The organism is Klebsiella ornithinolytica (genome assembly GCF_030505655.1).
In the GTDB taxonomy this organism is placed as follows: Bacteria; Pseudomonadota; Gammaproteobacteria; order Enterobacterales; family Enterobacteriaceae; genus Klebsiella; species Klebsiella ornithinolytica.
Genome location: NZ_CP130153.1, coordinates 3,301,520 through 3,324,145 on the forward strand (window position 1 = coordinate 3,301,520; position 22,626 = coordinate 3,324,145).

Below are 22,626 nucleotides of genomic sequence, written 5' to 3' on the forward strand. Positions count from 1 at the left end.
CTTTACACCATATCGAGCGGGACTTTTTTGCCCGGCGCGGGAAAAGCACTATCCAGCCGCGCCAGCTCCTGCACGGTGAGCGTTATCGACAGCGCAGCGGCATTTTGCGTAACATGCTCTACGCTTGCCGCTTTCGGGATAGCCATAACGCCCGGATGACTGATGACCCAGGCCAGCAGAATTTGTGCCGCGCTCACCCCTCGGTCTTCAGCAATATTTTTCACAACGCTGTGATTTAAAAGTCCATCGCGCAGACGTCCGGCCTGAGCCAACGGGCTGTAGGCCATCACCGGCAGCGACCGTTGCTGACACCACGCCAGCAGGTCATGTTCAATGCCCCGCGACGCCAGGTGGTACAGTACCTGATTGGTCGCGCACCGTTGGCCCCCGGCAACCTGCCACAGCGTCTGCATCGCGGCAGTATCGAGATTCGATACGCCCCAACGGCGAATTTTTCCCTGCGCCACCAGCCTCTCCATGCCCTCAACGGTTTGCGCAAAGGAAAACTCGCCGGCCCAGTGCAGCAGGTACATATCGAGGTAATCGGTCCCCAGACGGCGCAGGCTGGCCTCGCAGGCATCCATCATCTGCTGTCCACCCGCATGCCACGGATAGACTTTAGAGACCAGTACGACGCGATCCCGCAGGCCGCGAATCGCCTCTCCCACCACCTCTTCCGCCCCGCCATCTGCATACATTTCGGCGGTGTCGATGACCGTCAGCCCGCGTTCCACGCCCGCTCGTAGTGCAGCCACCTCCTGCGTACGTCGGGCCCTGTCTTCACCCATATACCAGGTTCCCTGCCCGATAGCAGGAACCGCCGCACGATCGCCAAAAGATACTGTTTTTTCCATCATCGCCTCCTCCGGTTATGCCGTTGCACCACCGTAATGCAAAACAGGGCGTGACGCCCTGTTTTGATGCACGAATTTCTTCGTTATGGTGCACGATCGTCTGCTCGACGAACGCTATCGTGTGCGATCAGAAGGTGTAGGTAATCCCCGTGGAGATCAGACCGCTCCATGATTTGTCGACCATCGGACTGTCGGTGATTTCATTAGACAGGTGGGTGTAACGCGCCACGCCATACACGCTCCAGTCGCCGAGGAAACGATAGTTAGCCGACAGCTCAAGGTACGGGTTCCAGCTGCTATCCGGGTCGTAGCTACGCATGCCGCTACGATTAGACTCATGCTGAGAAACGCCGTAGTAGTATTCGTTCTGGTTATCGCTGTTCCACTCGAGGCCAATCCCCGGCGTCAAGGTCAGGTTGCCGTTGGTATAGCGATAAAGCCAGGCCGTATCCCAGGTGATACCGTTGCTGTTACCCAGCGTGTCGCCCGCAAGCGTCGTACGCAAGAAGCCGTACTGCGTGTTGTGGACATAAGAGAGCCCGGCCATCATGGTGGTTTTACGGCGATCCAGCTTGCGCATTTGCTCACTATCGCTGTCGCCCGGCTTGAAGTACATCGGCGACCAGTAGGCGGTCACGGACAGCTTATCGGTGTTGTCATTCCACAAATAGTAGCCGCCACCGAGGCCGTGAAACCAAAAGCTGTCGCTCTCATAGCTAATTGCCGGGACGGGGAAAACATCGGCATCGTATTGTTTATAAGGGTTCTCGACGATACCCACGCCGGCCCCTAACGTAAATTTCCCTTCCGCGTGGGCAGCCGAAACAGAGGCCGCAAGGCACACGCTGAGTGCCAGAGGTTTGATCTTATTCACAATCCATATTCCCGTTTGTCAATTAATACGCCGGGGCAGTTTACCGTCGTAGGCCTCATGCCTCAAATTCTTTACCCGTCATTACATAAACCATTCAATTTCTCATCAACAGATGACCATAAACTTGCAGCCGGATGACAGCCCCATGACGCGGCCTGGCAAGACGTGCGAAAAAGCGCCTTTTTTCCGGATGAGTTATTGATATGTCATTGAAATTGATTTTTGCCGGCATGCAAGTTTTCTAAATGCATCTACGCTTTAATTTAGAAGAAGTGATTTTGGCGCACGTTGTCTGTGTCGCTTCGTCAACCTGGCATAAGGGTTGCTGGAGAATCGATGAACGTCGCGCAGTTTACCTCTTCCGGGAGCTCCCACTATTCATATGAACGGCTCTCAACTTGTGCTAAAAACGAAAGGACGGCATGCCATGAATATATTCGATCACTATCGCCAGCGTTATGAAGCTGCCAAGGACGAAGAGTTCACACTGCAGGAGTTTCTTACCATCTGCCGGCAAGATCGCAGTGCTTATGCCAACGCGGCAGAACGGCTGCTGATGGCCATTGGTGAGCCAGTCATGGTCGACACGGCCCTGGAACCCCGGCTGTCCCGTCTCTTTTCAAACCGGGTTGTCGCACGCTATCCGGCATTTGAAGAGTTTTACGGCATGGAAGATGCCATCGAGCAGATCGTCTCTTACCTGAAACACGCCGCACAAGGTCTGGAAGAGAAGAAACAGATTCTGTATCTGCTGGGCCCGGTGGGCGGGGGTAAATCGTCGCTGGCTGAACGTCTGAAATCCTTAATGCAGCGTGTACCTATCTATATACTGAGCGCCAACGGTGAACGTAGCCCGGTCAACGATCATCCGCTGTGCCTGTTTAACCCGCAGGAAGACGCGCAGATTCTCGATAAAGAGTATGGCGTGCCTACCCGTTATCTCGGCACCATCATGTCGCCGTGGGCGGCAAAACGTCTGCACGAGTTCGGTGGCGACATCACCAAATTCCGCGTGATCAAAGTGTGGCCCTCTATCCTTGAGCAAATTGCCATCGCCAAGACAGAACCGGGTGATGAGAATAACCAGGATATCTCCGCGCTGGTCGGTAAAGTGGATATTCGTAAACTGGAGCATTATGCCCAGAACGATCCGGACGCCTACGGCTACTCCGGCGCCCTGTGCCGCGCCAACCAGGGGATTATGGAGTTCGTCGAGATGTTTAAAGCGCCTATCAAGGTGCTGCATCCGCTGCTGACCGCCACGCAGGAAGGCAACTATAACGGAACCGAGGGAATTTCGGCCCTGCCGTTTAACGGCATTATTCTCGCCCACTCCAACGAATCCGAATGGGTGACCTTCCGTAATAACAAAAACAACGAGGCTTTCCTCGACCGCGTGTATATCGTCAAGGTGCCTTATTGCCTGCGTATCTCCGAAGAGATGCGTATCTACGAAAAACTGCTTAACAACAGTGAGCTGACCCACGCGCCGTGCGCCCCGGGGACCCTGGAGACGCTGTCGCGCTTCTCCATACTGTCGCGGCTGAAAGAGCCGGAAAACTCGAGCATTTACTCCAAAATGCGCGTGTACGACGGTGAAAGCCTGAAAGACACCGACCCGAAAGCGAAATCCTATCAGGAGTACCGCGATTACGCCGGCGTCGACGAAGGGATGAACGGTCTGTCCACCCGCTTCGCCTTCAAAATATTGTCGCGCGTGTTTAACTTTGACCACGCCGAGGTCGCCGCGAACCCGGTCCATCTGTTCTACGTCCTGGAACAGCAAATCGAGCGCGAGCAGTTCCCGCAAGAGCAGTCGGAACGTTATCTGGAGTTCCTCAAAGGCTATCTGATCCCGAAATATGCCGAGTTTATCGGTAAAGAGATTCAGACCGCCTATCTTGAGTCCTACTCCGAATACGGGCAGAACATCTTTGACCGCTATGTCACCTATGCGGACTTCTGGATTCAGGATCAAGAGTACCGCGATCCGGACACTGGCCAACTGTTTGACCGTGAGTCGTTGAATGCGGAGCTGGAGAAAATTGAGAAGCCGGCCGGGATCAGCAACCCGAAAGACTTCCGTAATGAGATAGTCAACTTCGTCCTGCGCGCCAGGGCTAATATCAACGGACGGAACCCGAACTGGACCAGCTACGAAAAACTGCGCACGGTGATTGAGAAGAAAATGTTCTCCAATACCGAAGAGCTGCTGCCGGTGATTTCGTTTAACGCCAAAACCTCAACCGACGAGCAGAAAAAACACGACGATTTTGTCGATCGTATGATGGAGAAAGGCTATACCCGTAAGCAGGTCCGTCTGCTGTGCGAATGGTACCTGCGCGTACGTAAATCATCCTGATAACGGAAATTGCCCGGCGGTGCGTTGCCCGCCGGGCCTACAAAAACAGCGACCTGTAGGCCGGGTAAGCTCAGCGCCATCCGGCATTTCCGTCGCAGCGTAAGGTTGGCAATTGCAGCACAGGAGGGCATATGACCTGGTTCATAGACCGGCGCCTGAACGGAAAGAATAAAAGTGCGGTGAATCGCCAGCGCTTTTTGCGCCGTTATAAGGCGCAGATTAAACAGTCCATCTCCGAGGCGATCAATAAGCGTTCAGTGACGGATATTGACAGCGGAGAATCCGTTTCTATCCCGACGGATGATATCAACGAACCGATGTTTCATCAGGGACGCGGGGGGCTGCGTAACCGCGTCCATCCGGGAAACGACCACTTTGTACAGAATGACCGCATCGAGCGTCCTCAGGGCGGCGGCGGCGGTGGCGGGAGCGGTCAAGGGCAGGCCAGCGCCGACGGCGAAGGCCAGGATGGTTTTGTCTTTCAAATATCGAAAGATGAGTATCTGGATCTGCTGTTTGAGGATCTCGCCCTACCGAACCTGAAGAAAAACCAGCAGCGCCAGCTCACCGAATTTAAAACTCACCGGGCTGGCTTTACCGCCAACGGCGTGCCGGCCAATATCAGCGTGGTGCGATCCCTGCAAAACTCGCTGGCGCGACGTACGGCGATGACGGCGGGCAAGCGTCGCGAACTACGGGCGCTTGAGGAGGATCTGGACACCATAGCCAAAAGCGAACCGGCGCAGCTGCTGGAAGAGGAGCGTTTACGTCGGGAAATCGCCGAGCTGCGGGCAAAAATCGAACGCGTGCCTTTTATCGATACCTTTGACCTGCGCTATAAGAATTACGAAAAACGCCCGGAGCCGTCCAGTCAGGCGGTTATGTTCTGTCTTATGGATGTCTCGGGTTCGATGGATCAGGTTACCAAGGATATGGCCAAACGATTTTATATCCTGCTGTATCTGTTCCTCAGCCGGACCTATAAGAACGTTGAGGTCGTCTATATTCGCCACCATACGCAGGCCAAAGAGGTGGACGAGCACGAGTTTTTCTACTCCCAGGAAACCGGCGGCACTATCGTCTCGAGCGCCCTCAAGCTCATGGATGAGGTTGTTAAGGCACGGTACGATCCGTCGCAGTGGAATATCTATGCCGCGCAGGCCTCGGACGGCGATAACTGGGCGGATGATTCACCGTTGTGCCATGAACTGCTGGCTAAAAATATTCTGCCGGTGGTACGTTACTACAGCTATATAGAAATAACCCGCCGCGCGCACCAGACGCTGTGGCGCGAATATGAGCATCTGCAGGAAACCTTTGAGAACTTTGCGATGCAGCACATTCGCGATCAGGAGGATATCTATCCGGTGTTCCGCGAACTGTTCCACAAGCAGGGTTCCGAGGCCAGAAACTAGCCAATAAAAACAGTCAGTTACATTAAGATCCTGACTGTTTTCTTTGAAGGCTGGCCGTTGAGTTTTTGCGCTTCAATTCAAATAATGACGTCTGAATAAGCCTCAATCAGTGCCTGACTGGAAGCGACTGCCACTATGCGTCTGACCGCCCACCTCTACGTTCGTCTGCCCCTGCTGATTTCAATCGTTCTGGGCGTTGTCTGTTTTTTCTTGCTTCCGACACAGCTCGGGACCTTGCAAAGAGTGCTGATCGGCTGGAATACGCTGGCATGGCCTTATCTGGTTTTTATCTGGATCCGCATGTTGATTACTGATGTATCGGGCATTCAGCGCATTGCCCGGTTACAGGACCAAAGCGCGATGCTCGTGCTAACGATAGTCATTGTGGCCTGTGCGGCCAGCATCGTCGCCATTTTAAGCGAACTCTCTGCGTTGAAAGAGCTCTCCGGCACGCCGCGCGTGGTCCATCTCCTGTTGACGGTGACAACCCTCATTGTCTCCTGGGCCCTCGTGCCCAGCTCTTTCGCTATGCACTATGCCCATCAGCACTATCTGCATCGGACGCAGGAGGTCACCCCGATGATATTTCCTGAAAAGCCGGAGGAGCCTGGATACTGGGATTTCCTGTACTACGCGTTTACGATTGCGGTGGCCGCACAAACCGCCGATGTGGCCACCGGGACAACCGGGATCCGGCAAATCACGCTGCTACAATCGGTTATCTCCTTCGTGTTCAATCTCGCAATACTGGGTCTGTCGGTCAACGTCGGCGCAGGTCTGCTGAATTAGTCTCTCCGAATCCGTTTCAACTGGCGCAGCAAGAAAGCCGGCTGTCGTTCCAACATGACGCGACGAAGGTTGCCCTTCCCCCCGCCCCTCCTTCTCCCGACCGGTTCCTTAGGGTCAGCATTGCCGTTTAAAACGCTTATTTTTGTGCGCTAGTCCACAATTTAATATTCCGCAAGGGCAATATTTACTTTTAAATAAATGTGCTGTTTTAGAGCCAGAGGTTACACCATACACTATGCCTGAACGTGCAATGCTGCCTGAAAAATTAATATTCTTTTATAGCAATTAAAATATTTTACATTTTAACCGCCACCAGCCGCGGCTGAGATTTAATAATTAAATCCCGTGCAATTTGTTACGGAACTTATATTTTAAAACACCAGGAATTAATTAATGAAAAAATCTTTATTACCCCTTGCCATTGCGTCGTCACTTTCAATGGTGTCCACAGCCGTATTAGCAGATGATAAAACAGATGCCCCATCCAAAACCGTCACCGCCACCGACACCTTGGCTGGCATTGATTTTTATGGGTATTTCCGTTCAGGCATGGGGGCCAGTGACGGCGGTGGTTCGATGAAAGACGCAACCGGCGGCAGCTTCGAGAAAAATAAACTCGGTCGTCTGGGTAATGAATTTGACACCTACGCGGAAGTTGGTTTTGGTAAAGAATTATATCGTTCAGGAAGCCAGTCTGTATATATCCAGACGATGATCAATATGTACGACGGCGACACCAACAGCAGCCACGAAAATAAGTTTGGCTGGGAAAACATGAATATCCAGTTCCGTAATTTTATGGGCCTGGATGAAACAACCTGGGCGGGTATCCGCCAGTATAATAAATACAGCATTGACGCTAACGACTACGATTTCTGGAACCATACCAACGTCGGCGGCGGTATTGAAAAAATGAGTCTCGGTCAGGGAAAACTGTCTGTCGCCTTCTTACATCGCGATATTGATGAAGATCTTTCAGCCTTCGCCGAAGGCGAAGTGGACGCCCAGCAGCTGATCGATTCCAATCAACTTGAACTGATGTATGACAGCCAGCCTCTGTGGGATGGCGCAACGCTGGCGGTGGGTTATAAATACCTGCACGCAGATGCCAACGATGAGCAAGTAGAGCGAGCCAACCACGATTATGTCGATGGCCAAACCGCGATGGTGGTGTTGAAGCAGCAGATCTTCGACAAAGGCGTTAACAATACGGTTATTCAGTATTATGGCAAAGGCTCCGCCCTGCAAGGCGTGACCTTTGGTGCTGCGGACACGCTCAATGGCACGGTTAAAGAGGGTGAAGGTTGGGCACTGCGTAACTACGGCACTATCCCGGTTGCCGCGGACTGGGATGTCAGCCATGCGCTGAACTATGCTGCCGCCAACGATGTTGAGCTGTGGAATGGTGATAAAGGCGATGCGTCAACGGCGTCCGTCAGCGCGAAAGTGACCTATCACTGGTCTGATTACACCCGGACTTACCTTGAAATGGGTTATTTCGACGACAAGAAAACGGTTAACGGGACTGACTACGATCGCAGCGGGGCAAAATACACCCTTGCGCAGGCGCTGTCCTACGGTCGCGATAAGCCAGAATTGCGTGTATTCGTCAGCCATTACGATAGCGACCGGGATAACTGGACGGATGCCAGCGAATCGTCCTTCAACAATGGTCTGGACAACGATACCTGGGCTGTGGGTATTCAGGCTAACGTCTTCTGGTAATAATGGACTGTCCGCTGCGGGCGACTGGCATAAGCTGCCCGCAGTCGGCAAACCGGCGCAGGGTTCTGTCTGAGTGAATACGCCGGGCAGCACGGTCGCGGAGATAGCCGGATCGGAATCCACGCAAAGAGGCGCGTGGCAGGGCTGCTCAGACAGCCCTGAACCCGCAGGGAAGATAGCTGATTTTATGACTTCTTATTGAGCATCGATTTTAAATCCGCAAAGGGGTTATAGGTTGCGGCGGCCACATCTTTTTGCGCATCCTCCCCCGCCACCACTCGCGTCCCGTACTGGTCAGCCTCGGTGTATTTGGAGTGCTCATGATCGTGGCAGTACAGACACAATAACTCCCAGTTACTGCCATCTTCCGGATTATTGGTATGATCGTGATCGATATGGTGAACCGTTAATTCACGCAGGTTGGAATAGACAAACTCCCGCGAGCAGCGCCCGCATATCCACGGATAGATTTTTAATGCTTTTTCACGATAGCCGCTTTCCAGCCGGGCATAGTTTTTAGGGATCAGAGCCATTGGAGATGTTACCTGTTACAAAGAGATAATGGGTTAGATAGTACCCCCAATCTGCTCCGCAAGGGAACAGAAGGTCTGATGAAAGCGCAACAGGATATGGCGTATGACGGGTAATCCCTGCGGCGCAAATCCCCCTTGTCGCTCCTGCTAGCGCGCTGGCTGAGCGGAAATCTGACGCATAAAGACGCATAAAAAAGCCAGCGATCTTGTATCGCTGGCCACAGGATGACGCCCTGCTGCCGGACTGACTCTTTACCGGCAGCGACGATTATCGATCGTTCAGACAATCCCGCGCGAGCTCTTTTGCCAGCACGCCGCCTTCAATCTCACGCATAATCAGACTGGCCAGATTCTCCATTTGATGGACCTTGCCGCATTTGACAATGATCTGCCGCGCGTTGTCATATCCCGGCGCCCACAATCGGTTGTTCATGCGCACATCTTTATAGATAGCCACCAGCGGTTTTCTCCACGCCGCCGCCATATGCACCACCGAGGTATCCGGTGAGATAATCAGATCGGCCTCGGCAATCAGCGCCATGGCGTGATGCAGCGTTTTGAAGGGGTTAATGCTCACCTTTTCTGGCAGCGGGAGTCGGATCTCATTGCGGTGATCGAGCAAAATAATCTGTACATCGGGATAAGCCTCCTGCAGTTTGCCGATCAGGGATGACAACTGCGCCTGCGACAGACTGCGGTCCGGATGCCCGGCAAAAATATTAATGATGACTTTTCGCCCGACAAACCCCGCCAGATACTGCCGGGTTTGCTGATAAATATCCTCTGGAATATGGAGGTCATAGCGCTCCAGATGTTTTTTATCCAGATTCAGATACTCGGCGATAAACGTATAGGTTTGGCTGACATGCCAGTTTTCACAATCAAAATCAAAGGATTTTGAATAATGATTAATCGATGCCCATTTATTAAACCCCAGAACCGATTTTGCTTTTATTTGTCGCAATAACAGCATCCGGTGTATGGGCATATCGAATAAAGAGGGATCGATAACAATGTCATACTTATTATTCGCAAGCTCATTAATAACGGACTCAGGAACATTATGGGTAAATTTACGCAGGAAATCACCGGAGGCTACATTCTCAGCCTCATAGATCCGACGAATGCCCGGATGATACCGCATCACCTGGCTATTCGATTTTGTCAGCAGGAAATCCACGATAAACCCAGACTGATGAAGGCACTTAACCAATGCGGAATCGACAACCACATCCCCGATAGCGCCTTCATTGCGCATCAGCAGCACCGTTTTTGCCGATGATAAATCCAGCTCAGACCGCGCAGGGCTATCCCACAGCGTTTTTGCAATATAAACACGTAAGGCGTTACGCACTCTTTTTGTAAAATAATTACGGCGTCTGTTAAGTTCCCTTATTTTTTTAAACTTCTTTGGGGATACCCGCACCGCTGTGTTGTCCATCATCATATCCTCGTCACCACAATTAACCGCACCACTATCGATTTTGTTAAGGACTCAATAAAATGAGAAAAGTTCTATTGCTTAATAAATTCTTTCCATTTTGTTGGGATCGGTGCTTTGGCCAGCGATAAATTGAAGAGAAATTGCCTAAATTATGAATTAAATGCGAATAATCCGATGAGAAATACGAATTGACCCTCACCGCTCGCGGAGATATTCATCGTTACGCATCATGTCGTCTGTCTCTCTCCTCGGTCGAACATTCACCGCGCAAGAAATCAGCAGCAAAATGCCCCCTCAGGTTCCGTTGGTTCTCATCTGGTGTGAAGACGATTATGCTGACGACTTTGTCATGATGGAAAGAGTGAGATGAACATGCCGGAAAAACGCAACACCCACCGTCAGCTGCTCGCGCTGCTTGAACAGCACCAGGCCCACTATCGCGTCGTGGAACATGAGGCCGTGGGGAAATGTGAGGCCGTGTCGGAGATTCGCGGTACCGCTTTGGGCCAGGGGGCAAAAGCGCTGGTCTGTAAAGTCAAAGGGAACGGCGTGAACCAGCATGTCCTGGCGATCCTCGCCGCCGACCAACAGGCGGACCTGTCACGCCTGGCGCAGCATATCGGCGGCAGCAAGGCATCGCTGGCCAGTCCGGCGGAAGTCGATACGCTCACCGCCTGCGTTTTTGGCGCCATCCCACCGTTCAGCTTTCACCCGGATTTGCGGCTGATTGCCGATCCGCTGCTGTTCGATCGCTACCCTGAGATTGCCTTTAACGCCGGCCAGCTGGATAAATCCATTATCCTGAACACCGAGGATTATCTGCGCATTGCCCGGCCGGAGCTGTTCGCCTTTCGCCGCGAAAGCTGAGAGGTGATGGCTCACCGCCACGCCAAATTGTGCAGATGCCCGGAAACGCGGTCACTGGCCAAAAAAAGCCTGTCTATTCACGCTATTACGCGTAGAGTAGACAGGCTTATTATTTTGGCAAGGATCTCCCGTCATGTTCGATACAACCCTGTTTATTCTGCTCGGGCTGGCCGCGCTGGGTTTTATCAGCCATAACACCACCGTGGCTATTTCTATCCTCGTTTTAATCATCGTTCGCGTCACACCGCTCAACGTCTTTTTCCCGTGGATTGAAAAACAGGGGCTGACGATCGGTATTATCATTCTGACCATTGGCGTAATGGCTCCCATTGCCAGCGGCACGCTGCCGCCGTCGACGCTGCTGCACTCGTTCGTCAACTGGAAGTCGCTGCTGGCGATTGCCGTGGGCGTATTCGTCTCGTGGCTGGGCGGACGCGGCGTGGCGCTGATGGGCTCGCAGCCGCAGCTGGTCGCCGGACTGCTGGTCGGCACGGTCCTTGGCGTAGCGCTGTTCCGCGGCGTACCGGTTGGCCCGCTGATCGCCGCCGGCATTATTTCGCTGTTTATCGGGAAGTCGTAACCAGACTCGCCAGGTAGCGCCCTGGCGTCTGGCCCAGCCCCTTTTTAAACATCGTAATAAACGCGGTCGTCGAGTCATATCCCAGCGTTTGCGCGGTCTGCTGGACCGTTTGCCCGCGAATCAACATCTGCAGGGCCAGGATCAGCTGCAGCTGGTGTCGCCAGCGGCGAAAGCTCAGTCCGGTCTCGCGCACCACCAGCCGCGCCAGATTCCGTTCGCTCATCGCGAATTCTGCCGCCCACTGCGCCAGCGTCTGCCAGCGGGCCGGATCAACCGCCATGAAATCCGCCATCTGGCGAATCTTCGGATGTGGCGAAACCGGCAGCTGCAGATGTTCCTGCGGCTGTCGCGGGAGCTCATCGAACAGCACCTGCACCAGCCGTTGCGTTGTCGGATGGGCAAACGCCTCCCCGTGACGTCCGGCAAGGGTCAGGATAAGCTCGCGCACCAGAGGCGAAATTTTTAAGGTACAACAGTGCGCCGGCATTGGCGCAGCATCCGGTTCAATAAACAGAAAACTGATTTGTGCCCCCGGCGTGGCGCGGTTGCTGTGGGGCATCTGACCCGGTACCCACACCGCATACTGCGGCGGCACCATCCACATCGCGTTCTCCACCTCGCAGGTGAGCGCCCCATGCAAGGCGAGGATCAGCTGGCCTTTGCGGTGCTGATGGCGCGGGATGAACTGCTCGTCTTCCACCACCTGAATACGAAACGCGAGGGCCGATTCATGGCCGCTGTCCGGATCGTAGCCATCCAGGCCAAGTCCTATCATGATTTTGTCCGATATTAGCGATAATCTGTCATTTTAGCTTGATTTAAACCATCGGCAAACGCGCTATTGTAGCCGCCCTGTTTACTCGTCAGAGATTGCCATGAGTTCTGTTTTGCCTTCTACCGGCCGCCGTCATCTGCTGCTGATTGCCGGGATTTTATTCATTGCCTCCACGCTACGCGTGACTTTTACCGGCGCAGCCCCGCTGCTCGACGCCATTCGCGCTGACTATGGTCTCTCCACCGCACAAACCGGGATGCTCACCACATTGCCGCTGCTGGCCTTTGGCCTGGTATCACCGCTGGCGGCAGGCGTCGGTCGCCGGCTGGGCATTGAGCGCAGCCTGCTGGTGGCGCTAGTCCTTATTTGTCTGGGTATCGGACTGCGTTCGCTTCCTTCCACCGCCTTGCTGTTCGGCGGTACGGCGATCATCGGCTGCGGAATTGCGCTCGGTAACGTTCTGCTGCCGGGTCTGATCAAACGCGACTTCTCACAGCATGTTGCCAGGATGACCGGGGCCTACTCGATCACTATGGGCGGAGCGGCCGCGCTGGGTTCAGCCATGGTGGTGCCGCTGGCGCTGGCGGGTTTCGGCTGGCACGGCGCACTCTTGATGTTAATGGTCTTTCCGCTGCTGGCGCTGCTGGTATGGTTGCCGCAAACGCGCAAGACCGCGACCGCGCCGCTCACCGGGTCCGGCGCCATGCACAATCGCGGAATCTGGCGCTCCGCGCTCGCCTGGCAGGTCACCCTGTTCCTCGGCATCAACTCGCTGGTCTATTACGTTATTATTGGCTGGCTGCCGGCCATTCTGCAGAGCCTTGGCTACAGCGAAGCGCAGGCGGGCTCTCTGCATGGTTTGCTCCAGCTGGCCACCGCCGCCCCCGGGCTGGCAATTCCGCTGATTCTTCATCGCCTTAAAGACCAGCGTGCCATCGCGATCATTGTAGCGCTGATGTGCGCCATCAGCGCCTGCGGACTGTGGTTCTGGCCGGGACAGGCGGTAGTCTGGACGCTAGTCTTTGGTTTCGGTTCGGGGGCAACCATGATTCTGGGGTTGACGTTTATCGGCCTGCGCGCAAACTCTGCGCATCAGGCAGCGGCTTTGTCGGGGATGGCGCAGACTATCGGATATCTGCTGGCCGCCTGCGGACCACCGCTCATGGGGAAAATTCATGATGCCAACGGCGACTGGCAGATCCCGCTTCTCGCCGTGGCGCTGATTTCAGTCGTTATGGCCCTGTTCGGCGCGCTGGCCGGTCGCGACCGGGAGATAAACGGATAGCGCTTTGATAAGCCGCCATTACGATGGCGGCAATATTTTCCTGCTCACCCGCGCGTCCGGGGCGGCACCGGCAATGCGAACTGAATCCTGGAAGATTAACCGGCGGTGAGTTTATTGGCTTGCGGCATGTAAAAACGCCTGCACCAGCGGTGCGGGACGCCCTTCCAGGGCATGACGTTCATGCTGGAACAAGGTCGCCACAAAAAACGGATGCGTGACCAGCTCCACCGCGCGAATCTCCCCCTCTTCATCCCATCCGGTTACCCGCAGCTCTCCCTGCTCAAGTTCACGGGCAAAGCTGTCGGCGATACCATAGTTGCAGTGGTAGCCCTCTTCAATATGATCGCGGCCATACGCACGGGCTATCAGGGTATGAGCGCGCAGCTCAATGGTGTCCGACTTTTCAACCAGCGAACAGCTTAGCGGCGCTATCACCATCCGTCCTTCGGTATCGGTTTCAGCATGTGCCGCATCCTGCCAGCCCATCACGTTACGCGCATATTCGATTATCGCGTGCTGAAAACCACCGCAGGTTCCGAGGAAAGGCACGCTGTTTTCGCGCGCGTAGCGAATGGCGGTAAATGCGCCTTCGGCATTTTCATACGGGCTGGCGGGCACCACCCAGATAGCATCGTAATCCACCAACGCGTCGGCATGGTGAATATCACGAGTTGCCAGCCAGTCATAGCGCACGGGCAGTTCCAGCACGGCGGCGGCATCGTCGATAGCCAGGGGGATAGCTTTATGGGCAATCACGTCAGGATTGTAGTCGCCAACCAGGGCAATACGCAGGGGGGTGTTCATAGCAGGATCCTTATGTCAGAGCGATTTTCGGGCAACACAAGGAGCCTCAGATTAGCGATCTCCGTCGCGGAACACAACCCCTGTTTTCACCGCGCCAGAAGGTCCTTCGCGCTTTTGGATTGCTTTGTAGGCGGGTAATTTCCGCGCGCAGGCGCTATTGTATAGCGCAGAGAAACAATGATGGACCGCCTATGAAAAGCAAAATTTTAGTCAGCGCCTGCCTGATGGGGTTTCAGGTTCGCTATAATGGCAGCCAAAAAGCGCAGCTTGCCGACGCGCTGGCACGTTGGCAGCGCGACGGTCGGCTGGTGATTCATTGCCCGGAGCTCGCCGCCGGGCTGCCGGTCCCCCGACTCCCGGCCGAAATCCTTCACGCCCAGGGCACGGATGTCATGCAGGACCGCGCGCGTATCGTTGAGAGCGACGGTCAGGACGTCACTCCGCACTATCAGCTGGCCGCATGGCTGGCCCTGCGCACCGCACAGGAAGCCGGCTGTAAGGCCGCGTTGTTAACCGACGGCAGCCCGACCTGCGGCAGCCAGTTTATCTACGACGGGACGTTCAGCGGGCAGCGAAAGCCGGGGTCAGGCGTGGCGGCGGCGCTACTGCGTGAACACGGCATCGCCGTTTTTTCCGACCGACAGCTACCCCAACTCCTCGCCTGGATGCAACAGAGAGAAAATAGCGATGATTCACTGTAAACGCGTTTATGATCCGGCAGAACCCGGCGACGGTTACCGCGTCCTGGTTGACCGACTCTGGCCGCGCGGTATGAAAAAAGAGGCTTTGCGCTACGATGAATGGTGCAAATCGCTCTCGCCCTCTTCGGCGCTACGTAAAGCGTTCCACGGCGAGGCGATCGATTTTGCCAGCTTCAGTCAACAGTATCGCGAAGAACTCGACGCCCGGCGCGACGAAGGATTGCGTCTCGCCGGGCTGGCTCGCCAACAGCCATTAACCTTGCTGTATGCCGCCAAAGATACCCGGCAAAACCATGCGCTGGTGCTGGCTGAGTGGCTGGAAAACCTGTCTGCCGGCGAGGCTACGCCTTAGCGGGGTGATCCCGGCGCCACAGCTCCCATTCATCGAGGGTTTCCCCGCCGGGCAGCTTACAGTCGCTGCGCACGCCCTGCGGCGTCTGAACCGGTATCAACTTACCGCCCTTCTGACCGCAGTAAACCGAGGCCGGGTTCGCCATGCCGATAGACTTCGGCGGCGGCGGCGCATCCTGCGGCTGCGGCTGCTTCGCGCAGCCGGCCAGGGCCAGCGGCAGCAGCATTATCATCCACTTCATTTCTGCTCCTTCTTTGCACAGAGCACGTATTTGCCCTGATTCTTCATGGTTTCTCCATTTTAACTACACTTTTGCCCCGTAGAGTAGCGCTTGTTCTCGAACTGACCAGAGAACAGATCATTCCATAATCAATGAGTTTTCCCCGTCGCCCCCGACGGGGCTTTTTTTTGGGATTTAATAAATTGAAATAAAAGGATTTATTTCAAAAATGTCCACATATCGACCACATTGACAAGAATAGCCTCCTTTCCAGGGGGCTATTTTTATACTGCAAGACTAAGTTGACTGTTCCCGTAATGAGAAGCCGGGAAAGCGTCGCCGGGGATGAATCCTGGCGGCAATGGATCTGCGCTGGTTGAGCGCTTCGTTACTCTGCGCTCTACGGTGTTAAGAGTCGTGAATGACTCACTGCATTCAAGATTCTGGCATTGATGATATTGCCGGATAGTGAACTCGCTTAACCGGCGGCTGGTGCGGGTACGGGCGTTTGCGCCGCAGTAGGGACAAACAAACATGATGATCTCCCATAGGGAGTTGAACTCACGCCTATTATGGCCGCTACTGTTCAGTTTCTGCAATCCAGTCGATTATTTTCGCCTCAAGCTCCATTTTCGTGGTAAATCCATTATCACCGATCACATGTTCCGCTCTGGCAATGATCCAATCCTGATTATCGATTTCAGGCTTAAAGCCCGACACGTTCAGATGCATACCCGGATATAAATCGGCGCGGCCGCGCGCCAGGGTTATCGAAAACTGTGCCGCGCCTTTCTGGAGCTGTATCCATTTTGCCGCAGCTGCGCGCCTGGCCGCCGTTTCGTTCTGATAGGTTTTACGCAAAACATACACGTTACCTTCAGCGCCCTCCATGTAATCCCCCTCCGGCCGGCTGCTTTTCTCCTCAGCCTTTTTTCTGGCAGTATTTGTTTTTCGCTTAGTGACCTTGACCGGTTTTTTCTTGCCGAAATTAAGATCCAGCCAGTACGCCCTCACGCCGGTGTAAGCATCGCGATCGGCAATGCGGAACCTGTGACGATCTCCGCTGGCACGGGTTATCTCAGCCGATGGCAGCGCCCTGCCGGATGCACTGACGCCTCCCCCTGGCAGGATAAACAGCAGACAGCCATTTTTCACTGTGGCAATGGCCCCCAACATCTCCGCCATGCGCGTTAAAAACGACATGTCGCTCTCTTCGGTCTGATCCGCATGGTCGATCTCAATGTCGATCAAGGCCTCGCTAATCATCGGCTTCAGGTCATAGCGCCGGGCTATGGCCGATACCACCCGCTCTACCGTCAAATCATGCCAGGACACCTCCCGCCTGACGTTCATCTCTTCGCGAAAATCAGCGCTGTGCGCGGTGATGTCTATAACATCCGGCGGCCCGCTATGCCCCACCTCATCAACGGTGTAGAGACCTTTGTAAATCAACGCCTCACCCAGCCAGCCGATGGACACCGCCAGCTCCGCACCACGTGGGGGTAAATCTGTTACTCCGTCAGAGTCATCTACTGACAGGGTTAGCTGGTCAGCATCAAAACCGTTGTTATCTGTAACAGATAGCGAGGTGATGCGGTCGGCCAGTTCGGTCAGGGCAACCCCACCCAGCGTGATACTAAAATCCGGTGCCTTTACGACCTCACTTAATTTTTCTACATACGTTTCGGCTGCTGTTGTTAGCGTGTCTGCTATCGACATAACTCCCCCGTTTTTTGCTGATGATTCCATGCCCGCGCGCGGGGCTGAATCCCTTTTTGTTGTCAGCGAACGGGCAGACCGGCAACCAGGCGACGCCAGCAGACTTAACGTTGAATATTGCCCTGAACTTAAAGAGCAACATGATGGTGAACTTATGTCTGAAACTCGTTTTCACGGCGTCCGCTCTCGCGAAAATACCGACCTACAGCAGGCAATCAATGACATTGATTCCAGCGTGATCGGCATTGTTGCGGTTGCTGATGACGCCGATCCGGAAACTTTCCCGCTCAATACGCCGGTTCTGCTGACACGGGTGCGTAACGTCCTCGGCAAGGCAGGTAAAACCGGGTCACTTTACAAAGCCCTCAAAGCAATTTCCGATCAGTGCAGCCCGCGCGTTGTGATTGTCCGGGTGAAAGAGGCTTCCGGTAACGGCGCCAGCCAGTCCCAGGCCGTTATTGGCGGAACAGATGGCGACAGCTATACGGGAATGTATGCCCTGCTGACGGCGGAAGCCAAAACCGGCTATCGTCCGCGCATCCTGGCGGTACCGGACTACGACACCGAGGAGGTAACGTCACAGCTTTGCGTGATTGCCCAGAATCTTCGGGCTTTTGTTTATGCCGGTTGCAACGGCTGCGCGACCATGGCGGAGGCTATCGCTTATCGAAAAACCTTCGCTTACCGAGAGCTTATGCTTATCTGGCCGGACTTCATCGCTTACAACCCCCTGACGGATGATAACGAAACGTTTCCCGCCCCGGCTTACGCCTGCGGCCTGCGCGCCGCTATTGATAACAGCCAGGGCTGGCACAAATCACTGTCCAACGTTGTAGTGAATAACGTTCTGGGTATTTCGAAAGATGTGTTCTGGGCATTGCAGGCAGAAGACAGCGACGCCAACGAGCTGAACAACAACGAAATCACAACGCTTATCAAGCGTGACGGTTTCCGCTTCTGGGGTAACCGCACCACGGACACCGAAACTTACACTTTTGAGGTGTTTACCCGTACCGCGCAGATCCTGGCGGACAGTATCGCGGAGGCGCAATTTACCTCTGTTGACAGCCCGCTCACTCCGGCCAACGTGAAAGATGTGGTAAGCGGCATCCGCTCTGCGCTCAGCAAAAAAGTCACTGCCGGTCAGCTTATCGGCGCTGACTGCTGGTATGACACGCTGGACAACGGCACCACGGATTTGCGCCAGGGAAAACTGATTGTGCGCTATAGCTACAGCCCGGTCCCACCGCTTGAAGATCTGACGCTATACCAGACCTTTACTGATGATTTTTACGAACCGACGTTCGCGTCGCTCGGGGGTGAATAATGGCTATTCCTCACAAACTGCGGCTTTTTAGCTGCTTTGTTAACGGCGACAACTTTCTGGGAAAAGTGACCTCTTTCACTCGCCCCAAACTGTCACGAAAGGTAGAGGACTATCAGGGCGGTGGCATGCTGGGTGCGGTCGGTGTTGATCTCGGTCTTGAGGCTGGCGCACTTGATTCCACTGTTGTTTTTGGCGGCGTCATCAAAACTCTTTTCCTCGAATTTGGGGCAGAAATTGACGGCACGCGGCTGCGCTTTGCGGGTGAGTATTACACCGACGGCGACAGTCAGCTGGTTGAGGTCGAGTTGCGCGGGCGATTTACCGAGCTTGACGGCGGAGATTCAAAACAGGGGGAAGATACGGAGGAAAGCTACACCTTTAAATCCACCTATTACAAATTCTCCATTGATGATCAGCCCATTATCGAAATCGATCTGCTGAACTTCATCTACAAAAAGAACGGTCAGAACATGTTCCCGGACCGCATCACCTCCGCCCTTGGCATGGGCAATTAATAACCTTTCAGAGGGTGGCAAAGATGCCGCCCGGAGATTTTTAACATGGCTAAAAAAACTAAAAACCTGTTCACGCTGATGCAGCCGGTAGTTCGTAAAGACAGTGAGATCGGTCAGGTGGAAATCACCGGCGCCATCAGTCAGGCAGGATCGTTGCGCGGCCTGAATCTTATCCGCGTTGCCAATATGGATGCAGACTCAATTGCCACGCTGTTGACGCGAGTCACCGCGCCTGCGCTGACACAAAAAGAAATCAACGAAATGCACACTCTGGACTTTATCGGGCTGGCAGAGCTTCTGGTCCCTTTCTTGAATCCGCCGGAGCCTGGAGCGTCGAACGTGGCGGAGACGGAGAGCGAGTAATCACCGTTGCGTTTGACCAGATCGACGATCTGGTTGCTGATATTGCCGTTATTTTTAACTGGCCGCCCTCTGAAGTTTTCGGCATGGATCTTGGCGAGGTGATAGCCTGGCGCAAGCGGGCGGCGCTTCGAAGTGGTGCCAGTGATGAAGAATCTTGATATCCGCGTTGCTTTCAGCGCTATCGACAGATTTACCCGCCCCGTTAATGCTGCCCGCCAGAGTGCGGGCGGCCTTTCCGACTCCCTCAGAAAAACACAATCCACCCTGAAAGGGCTCGATAAGAGCAGTGCCACTTTTCAGCGAATGACCGCGGCCGTCGGCAAAACCGATCGTTCCATCTCACGTGCCCGTGCCCGCTTTGATGGCTTGTCAGAAGCGCAACGTAAAAACGGGACGCTGACAGAAAAACAGCAAATAATGATGTCGCGACTGGGTGAGCGGCTTGATCGGTTGACCGCAAAACGCGTGACGGAAGTGGCCCGCCTTCGTGAAAGTGCATCAGCCCTGCGCCAGCATGGCGTCATGCTTTCAGGTAGTAGTGCCACCATCGGTAACGCGATACGCCGCACAGAACAATACAACCAATCCCTTGAACGGGAAAAACGGCAACTTGCTGCGGTCACTCAAGCTCGTAAACGTTACGAGGGTGCACAGCAGATGGCCGGAAAGTTGCGCTCTGGCGGTGCCATAGCATTAGGTACAGCAACCGCTGCCGGGTACGGCGCCGGACGCTTCCTGTCGCCTGCGGTTGGTTTTGATGAGGAAATGTCAAACGTCCAGGCACTGACGCGGCTCGATAAAAGCGATTCACAACTGACCGCTCTGCGTTCCCAGGCAAAAAAATTCGGTGCTGAAACCGCCTTCACCACACGTGACGCCGCCAGCGGCCAGGCCTTTCTCGCGATGGCTGGCTTCACGCCAGATGCTATCCGTGCCGCACTGCCAGGCGTGCTCAATATGGCGCTGGCAGGCAGCATGGAACTAGGCGAAACGGCAGACATCAGCTCAAACATTCTTTCTCAGTTTTCCCTCAATGCCGGAGAAATGGACCGCGTCAGCGATGTGCTGACAGGTACATTTACCCGTACCAATACCACGCTTAGCAGCCTCGGCGAGACAATGAAAGTTGTCGGGCCAGTAGCAGCGGGACTTGGGATTAGCCTGGAAGAAGCCGCAGCCATGACCGGCACGCTGGCGCGCGTGGGTATTCGCGGTAGCGAGGCCGGTACGGCAATGCGTCGCTCGCTCTCCCGACTCGCCTCCCCTACTACGGCAGCAAAGAGAGCGCTTAAAGAGCTGGGTGTAGAAACCGCCGACGCAAGCGGGAAGATGCGTCGCCCATTCGATATTCTTCTCGATCTACAAAAACGCGTTTCCCGCTTCGGCGAGGTGGATCAGGTTTCATTTTTTAAAGATATCGCCGGAGAAGAGGGTTTTACGAGCCTCCAGTCTTTGGTCAACGGCGCAGGTGATGGCTACCTTCAGTCACTCTATGAACAAATCGCTGAAGCCCATAGAAACCAGGAGGCGCTCGCCGTCGCTAACAAAAAGAAAGACAATCTTGGCGGCGATTTAAAGGAGCTGGACAGCGCGTGGGAGGCGTTTCGCATTTCTGTGGCTGAGACAGTAGACGGTCCATTGCGCAGACTGACACAGGGGCTTAGCCGGGTTATTGGCACTGTCCAAAGCTGGGTAGAAGAAAACCCCAGACTTTCACAAACGTTGTTACTCGCCGGTGGTACTGCACTGGCATTAACCGCAGTAATTGGCGGTATGTCATTAGTTGCTGGTCTACTTTTAGGGCCGCTTGCAAAGCTCAGGCTGGGGTTTGCGCTGCTGTCCGGCGGGAGCGGCATCGGAGGTACGGTTTCAGCGTTCCGCATATTGAGTACTGTGGGCAGCAGTTCACTGGCAAAAATTAGCGGATGGGGTGCTTTACTCAGCGGCCTGGCCGGACGCCTCGGCGTATTAACCAGATTGATGGTACCACTGCGCGGCGCGTTACTTGGCGCCTTTACCTCTCCGGGGACTGCTATCAGCGCCCTGTCAAAAAGCATTGGCGGGCTGGCGATCCGACTAACGGGGATCCCTGCTCTCTTCAGCATTGTAAAAGGCGGAGTTGCGGCGCTGGGCGGCGGATTATCAATGCTGTTGAGCCCAATCGGTTTAGTGGGTGCTGCGTTTGTAGCGGCTGGGGTACTGATCTGGAAATACTGGGGACCAATTAAAGCCTTCTTTAGCGGTTTTTTTACAGGCGTCATCCAGGGGTTAGCGCCAGTTCATAACGCATTTTCCCGGCTGGCGCCCGTTTTCGGACTCATTGGGGATGGCGTCAAAAACGTCTGGAACTGGTTTAAAAAAGTATTAACCCCCGTCGAGGAGAGTCGCGAGGCGCTAAACAAATGCGCCAGCGCCGGGCAGACATTTGGAGAGGTCCTGGGGACCGCACTTAGCGTACTGCTTTGGCCGCTTCAGAAGTTAATGGAAGGCGTCGGCTGGTTACTGGAGAAGCTCGATCTCATCCCCGATGGCATTGAAAGAGCCAGGCTGGAAGCAGCCAGACTCAGGGCTATTCCGGTTATGTGGGAATGGGATGAAAAATCCGGACGCATGGTTAAAAGGGAGTGGCAATGGTCGTCTGAAAAGCCTGCAAGCAAAGGCAGCGCACCGCCGCCCAATGTGCTCGGGGTTAACTCTGGAACAGAGCGGCGGCTGGGCCAAATCGCTGATAACACCAAAGGCCTTTTAGATGAGGAAAAGCGCAAACGTATCGGGCCGGGTGACATTGTATTTAAAAATCTCCCTCCAGCCCTTGCAGTACGTGGTGAATGGCAGGAGTCGAAACTTGTCCGCCAGTCTGTCAGCGCTCGCCCGGTTATTGCCGCTGGCGAACCATTGATAAAACAGACGCAGGCATGGCAACCGGTACGCCGAAATCAAGACACCCACACGGCGGCTGCGGCTTCAGATAATAGCTTTTCCGGTGATATTCACATCCATCTGCATGGCATTCAGAGCAGCAATCCGCGCGAACTGGCGCGACTTGTTGGCGAGGCTGTCCGCGCGGAAATTGACAAACAGCAACGCGCTGCCCGGGGTTCGTTCCGGGATAACGATTAATT

23 protein-coding genes are annotated in these 22,626 nt (G+C 54.6%); 14 read left to right on the forward strand and 9 right to left on the reverse strand.

Annotated features, from left to right (window positions below; all coding sequences use genetic code 11):
- Positions 1–2 precede the first annotated feature (2 nt).
- A complete protein-coding gene (locus Q1L34_RS15780) occupies positions 3–857 on the reverse strand; it encodes an aldo/keto reductase (protein WP_048024463.1) in 855 nt (284 codons plus the stop codon).
- Positions 858–981: 124 nt separating this feature from the next.
- Positions 982–1,728, reverse strand: a complete 747-nt coding sequence (locus tag Q1L34_RS15785; protein WP_004860797.1) for a MipA/OmpV family protein — start codon at positions 1,726–1,728, stop codon at positions 982–984.
- 427 nt (positions 1,729–2,155) lie between these two features.
- Between Q1L34_RS15785 and yeaG the strand changes: the two genes are divergently transcribed.
- The 4 genes from yeaG to Q1L34_RS15805 all read left to right on the forward strand — a co-directional run bounded on the left by yeaG (position 2,156) and on the right by Q1L34_RS15805 (position 8,019).
- A complete protein-coding gene (gene yeaG / locus Q1L34_RS15790; RefSeq protein ID WP_004860792.1) occupies positions 2,156–4,090 on the forward strand; it encodes a protein kinase YeaG in 1,935 nt (644 codons plus the stop codon).
- Positions 4,091–4,221: 131 nt separating this feature from the next.
- Positions 4,222–5,505, forward strand: a complete 1,284-nt coding sequence (locus Q1L34_RS15795) for a YeaH/YhbH family protein (RefSeq protein WP_004860790.1) — start codon at positions 4,222–4,224, stop codon at positions 5,503–5,505.
- Positions 5,506–5,640: 135 nt separating this feature from the next.
- Complete coding sequence (locus tag Q1L34_RS15800) at positions 5,641–6,294, forward strand: DUF1345 domain-containing protein (RefSeq protein WP_180553973.1); 654 nt, start codon at positions 5,641–5,643, stop codon at positions 6,292–6,294.
- 393 nt (positions 6,295–6,687) lie between these two features.
- On the forward strand, positions 6,688–8,019 hold the full coding sequence (locus Q1L34_RS15805; protein ID WP_064357156.1) for a carbohydrate porin: 1,332 nt from the start codon (positions 6,688–6,690) through the stop codon (positions 8,017–8,019).
- A 185-nt stretch (positions 8,020–8,204) separates the two neighbouring features.
- Here Q1L34_RS15805 and yajD read toward each other — a convergent pair whose 3' ends face one another.
- Together yajD and Q1L34_RS15815 are read right to left on the reverse strand one after the other, a co-directional pair.
- The gene (yajD, locus tag Q1L34_RS15810) at positions 8,205–8,552 is read right to left on the reverse strand and encodes an HNH nuclease YajD (RefSeq protein WP_004860781.1); all 348 of its coding nucleotides are present in this window, start codon (positions 8,550–8,552) and stop codon (positions 8,205–8,207) included.
- A gap of 268 nt (positions 8,553–8,820) precedes the next feature.
- On the reverse strand, positions 8,821–9,996 hold the full coding sequence (locus Q1L34_RS15815) for a glycosyltransferase family 9 protein (RefSeq protein WP_237187990.1): 1,176 nt from the start codon (positions 9,994–9,996) through the stop codon (positions 8,821–8,823).
- Between the two features lie 366 nt (positions 9,997–10,362).
- On the opposite strand from Q1L34_RS15815, the gene Q1L34_RS15820 reads away from it, so the two are divergent.
- Positions 10,363–10,863, forward strand: coding sequence for a YbaK/prolyl-tRNA synthetase associated domain-containing protein (locus Q1L34_RS15820; RefSeq protein ID WP_088402496.1), 501 nt, complete (start codon positions 10,363–10,365; stop codon positions 10,861–10,863).
- Positions 10,864–10,996: 133 nt separating this feature from the next.
- The gene (locus Q1L34_RS15825) at positions 10,997–11,443 is read left to right on the forward strand and encodes a DUF441 domain-containing protein (protein ID WP_004860772.1); all 447 of its coding nucleotides are present in this window, start codon (positions 10,997–10,999) and stop codon (positions 11,441–11,443) included.
- Here the strand turns inward: Q1L34_RS15825 and Q1L34_RS15830 are convergent.
- The gene (locus Q1L34_RS15830; RefSeq protein WP_162098178.1) at positions 11,427–12,221 is read right to left on the reverse strand and encodes an AraC family transcriptional regulator; all 795 of its coding nucleotides are present in this window, start codon (positions 12,219–12,221) and stop codon (positions 11,427–11,429) included. The two genes, Q1L34_RS15825 and Q1L34_RS15830, sit on opposite strands and share 17 nt — an antisense overlap.
- A 97-nt stretch (positions 12,222–12,318) precedes the next feature.
- On the opposite strand from Q1L34_RS15830, the gene Q1L34_RS15835 reads away from it, so the two are divergent.
- Positions 12,319–13,503, forward strand: coding sequence for a CynX/NimT family MFS transporter (locus tag Q1L34_RS15835; RefSeq protein ID WP_004860767.1), 1,185 nt, complete (start codon positions 12,319–12,321; stop codon positions 13,501–13,503).
- Between the two features lie 111 nt (positions 13,504–13,614).
- On the opposite strand, the gene Q1L34_RS15840 is transcribed toward Q1L34_RS15835, so the two are convergent.
- Positions 13,615–14,307 (reverse strand): CTP synthase C-terminal region-related (seleno)protein, encoded by a 693-nt coding sequence (locus Q1L34_RS15840; RefSeq protein ID WP_004860764.1) that lies wholly within the window; start codon positions 14,305–14,307, stop codon positions 13,615–13,617.
- A 191-nt stretch (positions 14,308–14,498) separates the two neighbouring features.
- Here Q1L34_RS15840 and Q1L34_RS15845 point away from each other — a divergent pair, with 191 nt between their 5' ends.
- Positions 14,499–15,008, forward strand: coding sequence for a 2-thiouracil desulfurase family protein (locus Q1L34_RS15845; RefSeq protein ID WP_004860761.1), 510 nt, complete (start codon positions 14,499–14,501; stop codon positions 15,006–15,008).
- A complete protein-coding gene (locus Q1L34_RS15850) occupies positions 14,995–15,360 on the forward strand; it encodes a DUF488 domain-containing protein (protein ID WP_004860757.1) in 366 nt (121 codons plus the stop codon). The genes Q1L34_RS15845 and Q1L34_RS15850 overlap by 14 nt, the downstream gene beginning before the upstream one ends.
- Here Q1L34_RS15850 and Q1L34_RS15855 read toward each other — a convergent pair.
- From Q1L34_RS15855 to Q1L34_RS15865, 3 genes are all read right to left on the reverse strand, one after another.
- Positions 15,350–15,601, reverse strand: coding sequence for a putative hemolysin (locus Q1L34_RS15855; RefSeq protein WP_004860754.1), 252 nt, complete (start codon positions 15,599–15,601; stop codon positions 15,350–15,352). The two genes, Q1L34_RS15850 and Q1L34_RS15855, sit on opposite strands and share 11 nt — an antisense overlap.
- 263 nt (positions 15,602–15,864) lie before the next feature.
- A complete protein-coding gene (locus Q1L34_RS15860; RefSeq protein WP_004213128.1) occupies positions 15,865–16,116 on the reverse strand; it encodes an ogr/Delta-like zinc finger family protein in 252 nt (83 codons plus the stop codon).
- 43 nt (positions 16,117–16,159) lie between these two features.
- On the reverse strand, positions 16,160–17,299 hold the full coding sequence (locus Q1L34_RS15865; protein ID WP_289180338.1) for a phage late control D family protein: 1,140 nt from the start codon (positions 17,297–17,299) through the stop codon (positions 16,160–16,162).
- A 154-nt stretch (positions 17,300–17,453) separates the two neighbouring features.
- On the opposite strand from Q1L34_RS15865, the gene Q1L34_RS15870 reads away from it, so the two are divergent.
- The 5 genes from Q1L34_RS15870 to Q1L34_RS15890 are packed head-to-tail and all read left to right on the forward strand — an operon-like array spanning position 17,454 to position 22,624.
- A complete protein-coding gene (locus tag Q1L34_RS15870) occupies positions 17,454–18,626 on the forward strand; it encodes a phage tail sheath subtilisin-like domain-containing protein (RefSeq protein ID WP_032442250.1) in 1,173 nt (390 codons plus the stop codon).
- Positions 18,626–19,141 carry a phage major tail tube protein gene (locus tag Q1L34_RS15875; RefSeq protein ID WP_251354262.1) on the forward strand — a complete coding sequence of 172 codons (516 nt, stop codon included), beginning with the start codon at positions 18,626–18,628 and terminating at the stop codon, positions 19,139–19,141. The genes Q1L34_RS15870 and Q1L34_RS15875 overlap by 1 nt, the downstream gene beginning before the upstream one ends.
- A 45-nt stretch (positions 19,142–19,186) precedes the next feature.
- Positions 19,187–19,504, forward strand: a complete 318-nt coding sequence (locus Q1L34_RS15880; RefSeq protein WP_004131585.1) for a hypothetical protein — start codon at positions 19,187–19,189, stop codon at positions 19,502–19,504.
- On the forward strand, positions 19,504–19,662 hold the full coding sequence (locus Q1L34_RS15885) for a GpE family phage tail protein (RefSeq protein ID WP_032440702.1): 159 nt from the start codon (positions 19,504–19,506) through the stop codon (positions 19,660–19,662). Before Q1L34_RS15880 ends, Q1L34_RS15885 begins: the two co-directional genes overlap by 1 nt.
- Entirely contained in the window at positions 19,649–22,624 is a 2,976-nt protein-coding gene (locus tag Q1L34_RS15890) for a phage tail tape measure protein (protein WP_327204147.1), read from the forward strand. The genes Q1L34_RS15885 and Q1L34_RS15890 overlap by 14 nt, the downstream gene beginning before the upstream one ends.
- Positions 22,625–22,626: the final 2 nt, after the last annotated feature.

Excerpts from the sequence above, each read along its gene's own strand:
- Q1L34_RS15870 (WP_032442250.1), top strand. The coding sequence starts at position 17,454 with ATGTCTGAAACTCGTTTTCACGGCGTCCGCTCTCGCGAAAATACCGAC.
- Q1L34_RS15865 (WP_289180338.1), bottom strand. The coding sequence starts at position 17,299 with ATGTCGATAGCAGACACGCTAACAACAGCAGCCGAAACGTATGTAGAA.
- Q1L34_RS15780 (WP_048024463.1), bottom strand. The coding sequence starts at position 857 with ATGATGGAAAAAACAGTATCTTTTGGCGATCGTGCGGCGGTTCCTGCT.
- Q1L34_RS15890 (WP_327204147.1), top strand. The coding sequence starts at position 19,649 with ATGAAGAATCTTGATATCCGCGTTGCTTTCAGCGCTATCGACAGATTT.
- Q1L34_RS15875 (WP_251354262.1), top strand. The coding sequence starts at position 18,626 with ATGGCTATTCCTCACAAACTGCGGCTTTTTAGCTGCTTTGTTAACGGC.
- Q1L34_RS15835 (WP_004860767.1), top strand. The coding sequence starts at position 12,319 with ATGAGTTCTGTTTTGCCTTCTACCGGCCGCCGTCATCTGCTGCTGATT.
- Q1L34_RS15840 (WP_004860764.1), bottom strand. The coding sequence starts at position 14,307 with ATGAACACCCCCCTGCGTATTGCCCTGGTTGGCGACTACAATCCTGAC.
- Q1L34_RS15880 (WP_004131585.1), top strand. The coding sequence starts at position 19,187 with ATGGCTAAAAAAACTAAAAACCTGTTCACGCTGATGCAGCCGGTAGTT.
- Q1L34_RS15815 (WP_237187990.1), bottom strand. The coding sequence starts at position 9,996 with ATGATGGACAACACAGCGGTGCGGGTATCCCCAAAGAAGTTTAAAAAA.
- Q1L34_RS15800 (WP_180553973.1), top strand. The coding sequence starts at position 5,641 with ATGCGTCTGACCGCCCACCTCTACGTTCGTCTGCCCCTGCTGATTTCA.
- Q1L34_RS15825 (WP_004860772.1), top strand. The coding sequence starts at position 10,997 with ATGTTCGATACAACCCTGTTTATTCTGCTCGGGCTGGCCGCGCTGGGT.
- Q1L34_RS15805 (WP_064357156.1), top strand. The coding sequence starts at position 6,688 with ATGAAAAAATCTTTATTACCCCTTGCCATTGCGTCGTCACTTTCAATG.
- Q1L34_RS15860 (WP_004213128.1), bottom strand. The coding sequence starts at position 16,116 with ATGTTTGTTTGTCCCTACTGCGGCGCAAACGCCCGTACCCGCACCAGC.
- yajD (WP_004860781.1), bottom strand. The coding sequence starts at position 8,552 with ATGGCTCTGATCCCTAAAAACTATGCCCGGCTGGAAAGCGGCTATCGT.
- Q1L34_RS15845 (WP_004860761.1), top strand. The coding sequence starts at position 14,499 with ATGAAAAGCAAAATTTTAGTCAGCGCCTGCCTGATGGGGTTTCAGGTT.
- Q1L34_RS15855 (WP_004860754.1), bottom strand. The coding sequence starts at position 15,601 with ATGAAGTGGATGATAATGCTGCTGCCGCTGGCCCTGGCCGGCTGCGCG.
- Q1L34_RS15850 (WP_004860757.1), top strand. The coding sequence starts at position 14,995 with ATGATTCACTGTAAACGCGTTTATGATCCGGCAGAACCCGGCGACGGT.
- yeaG (WP_004860792.1), top strand. The coding sequence starts at position 2,156 with ATGAATATATTCGATCACTATCGCCAGCGTTATGAAGCTGCCAAGGAC.
- Q1L34_RS15820 (WP_088402496.1), top strand. The coding sequence starts at position 10,363 with ATGAACATGCCGGAAAAACGCAACACCCACCGTCAGCTGCTCGCGCTG.
- Q1L34_RS15795 (WP_004860790.1), top strand. The coding sequence starts at position 4,222 with ATGACCTGGTTCATAGACCGGCGCCTGAACGGAAAGAATAAAAGTGCG.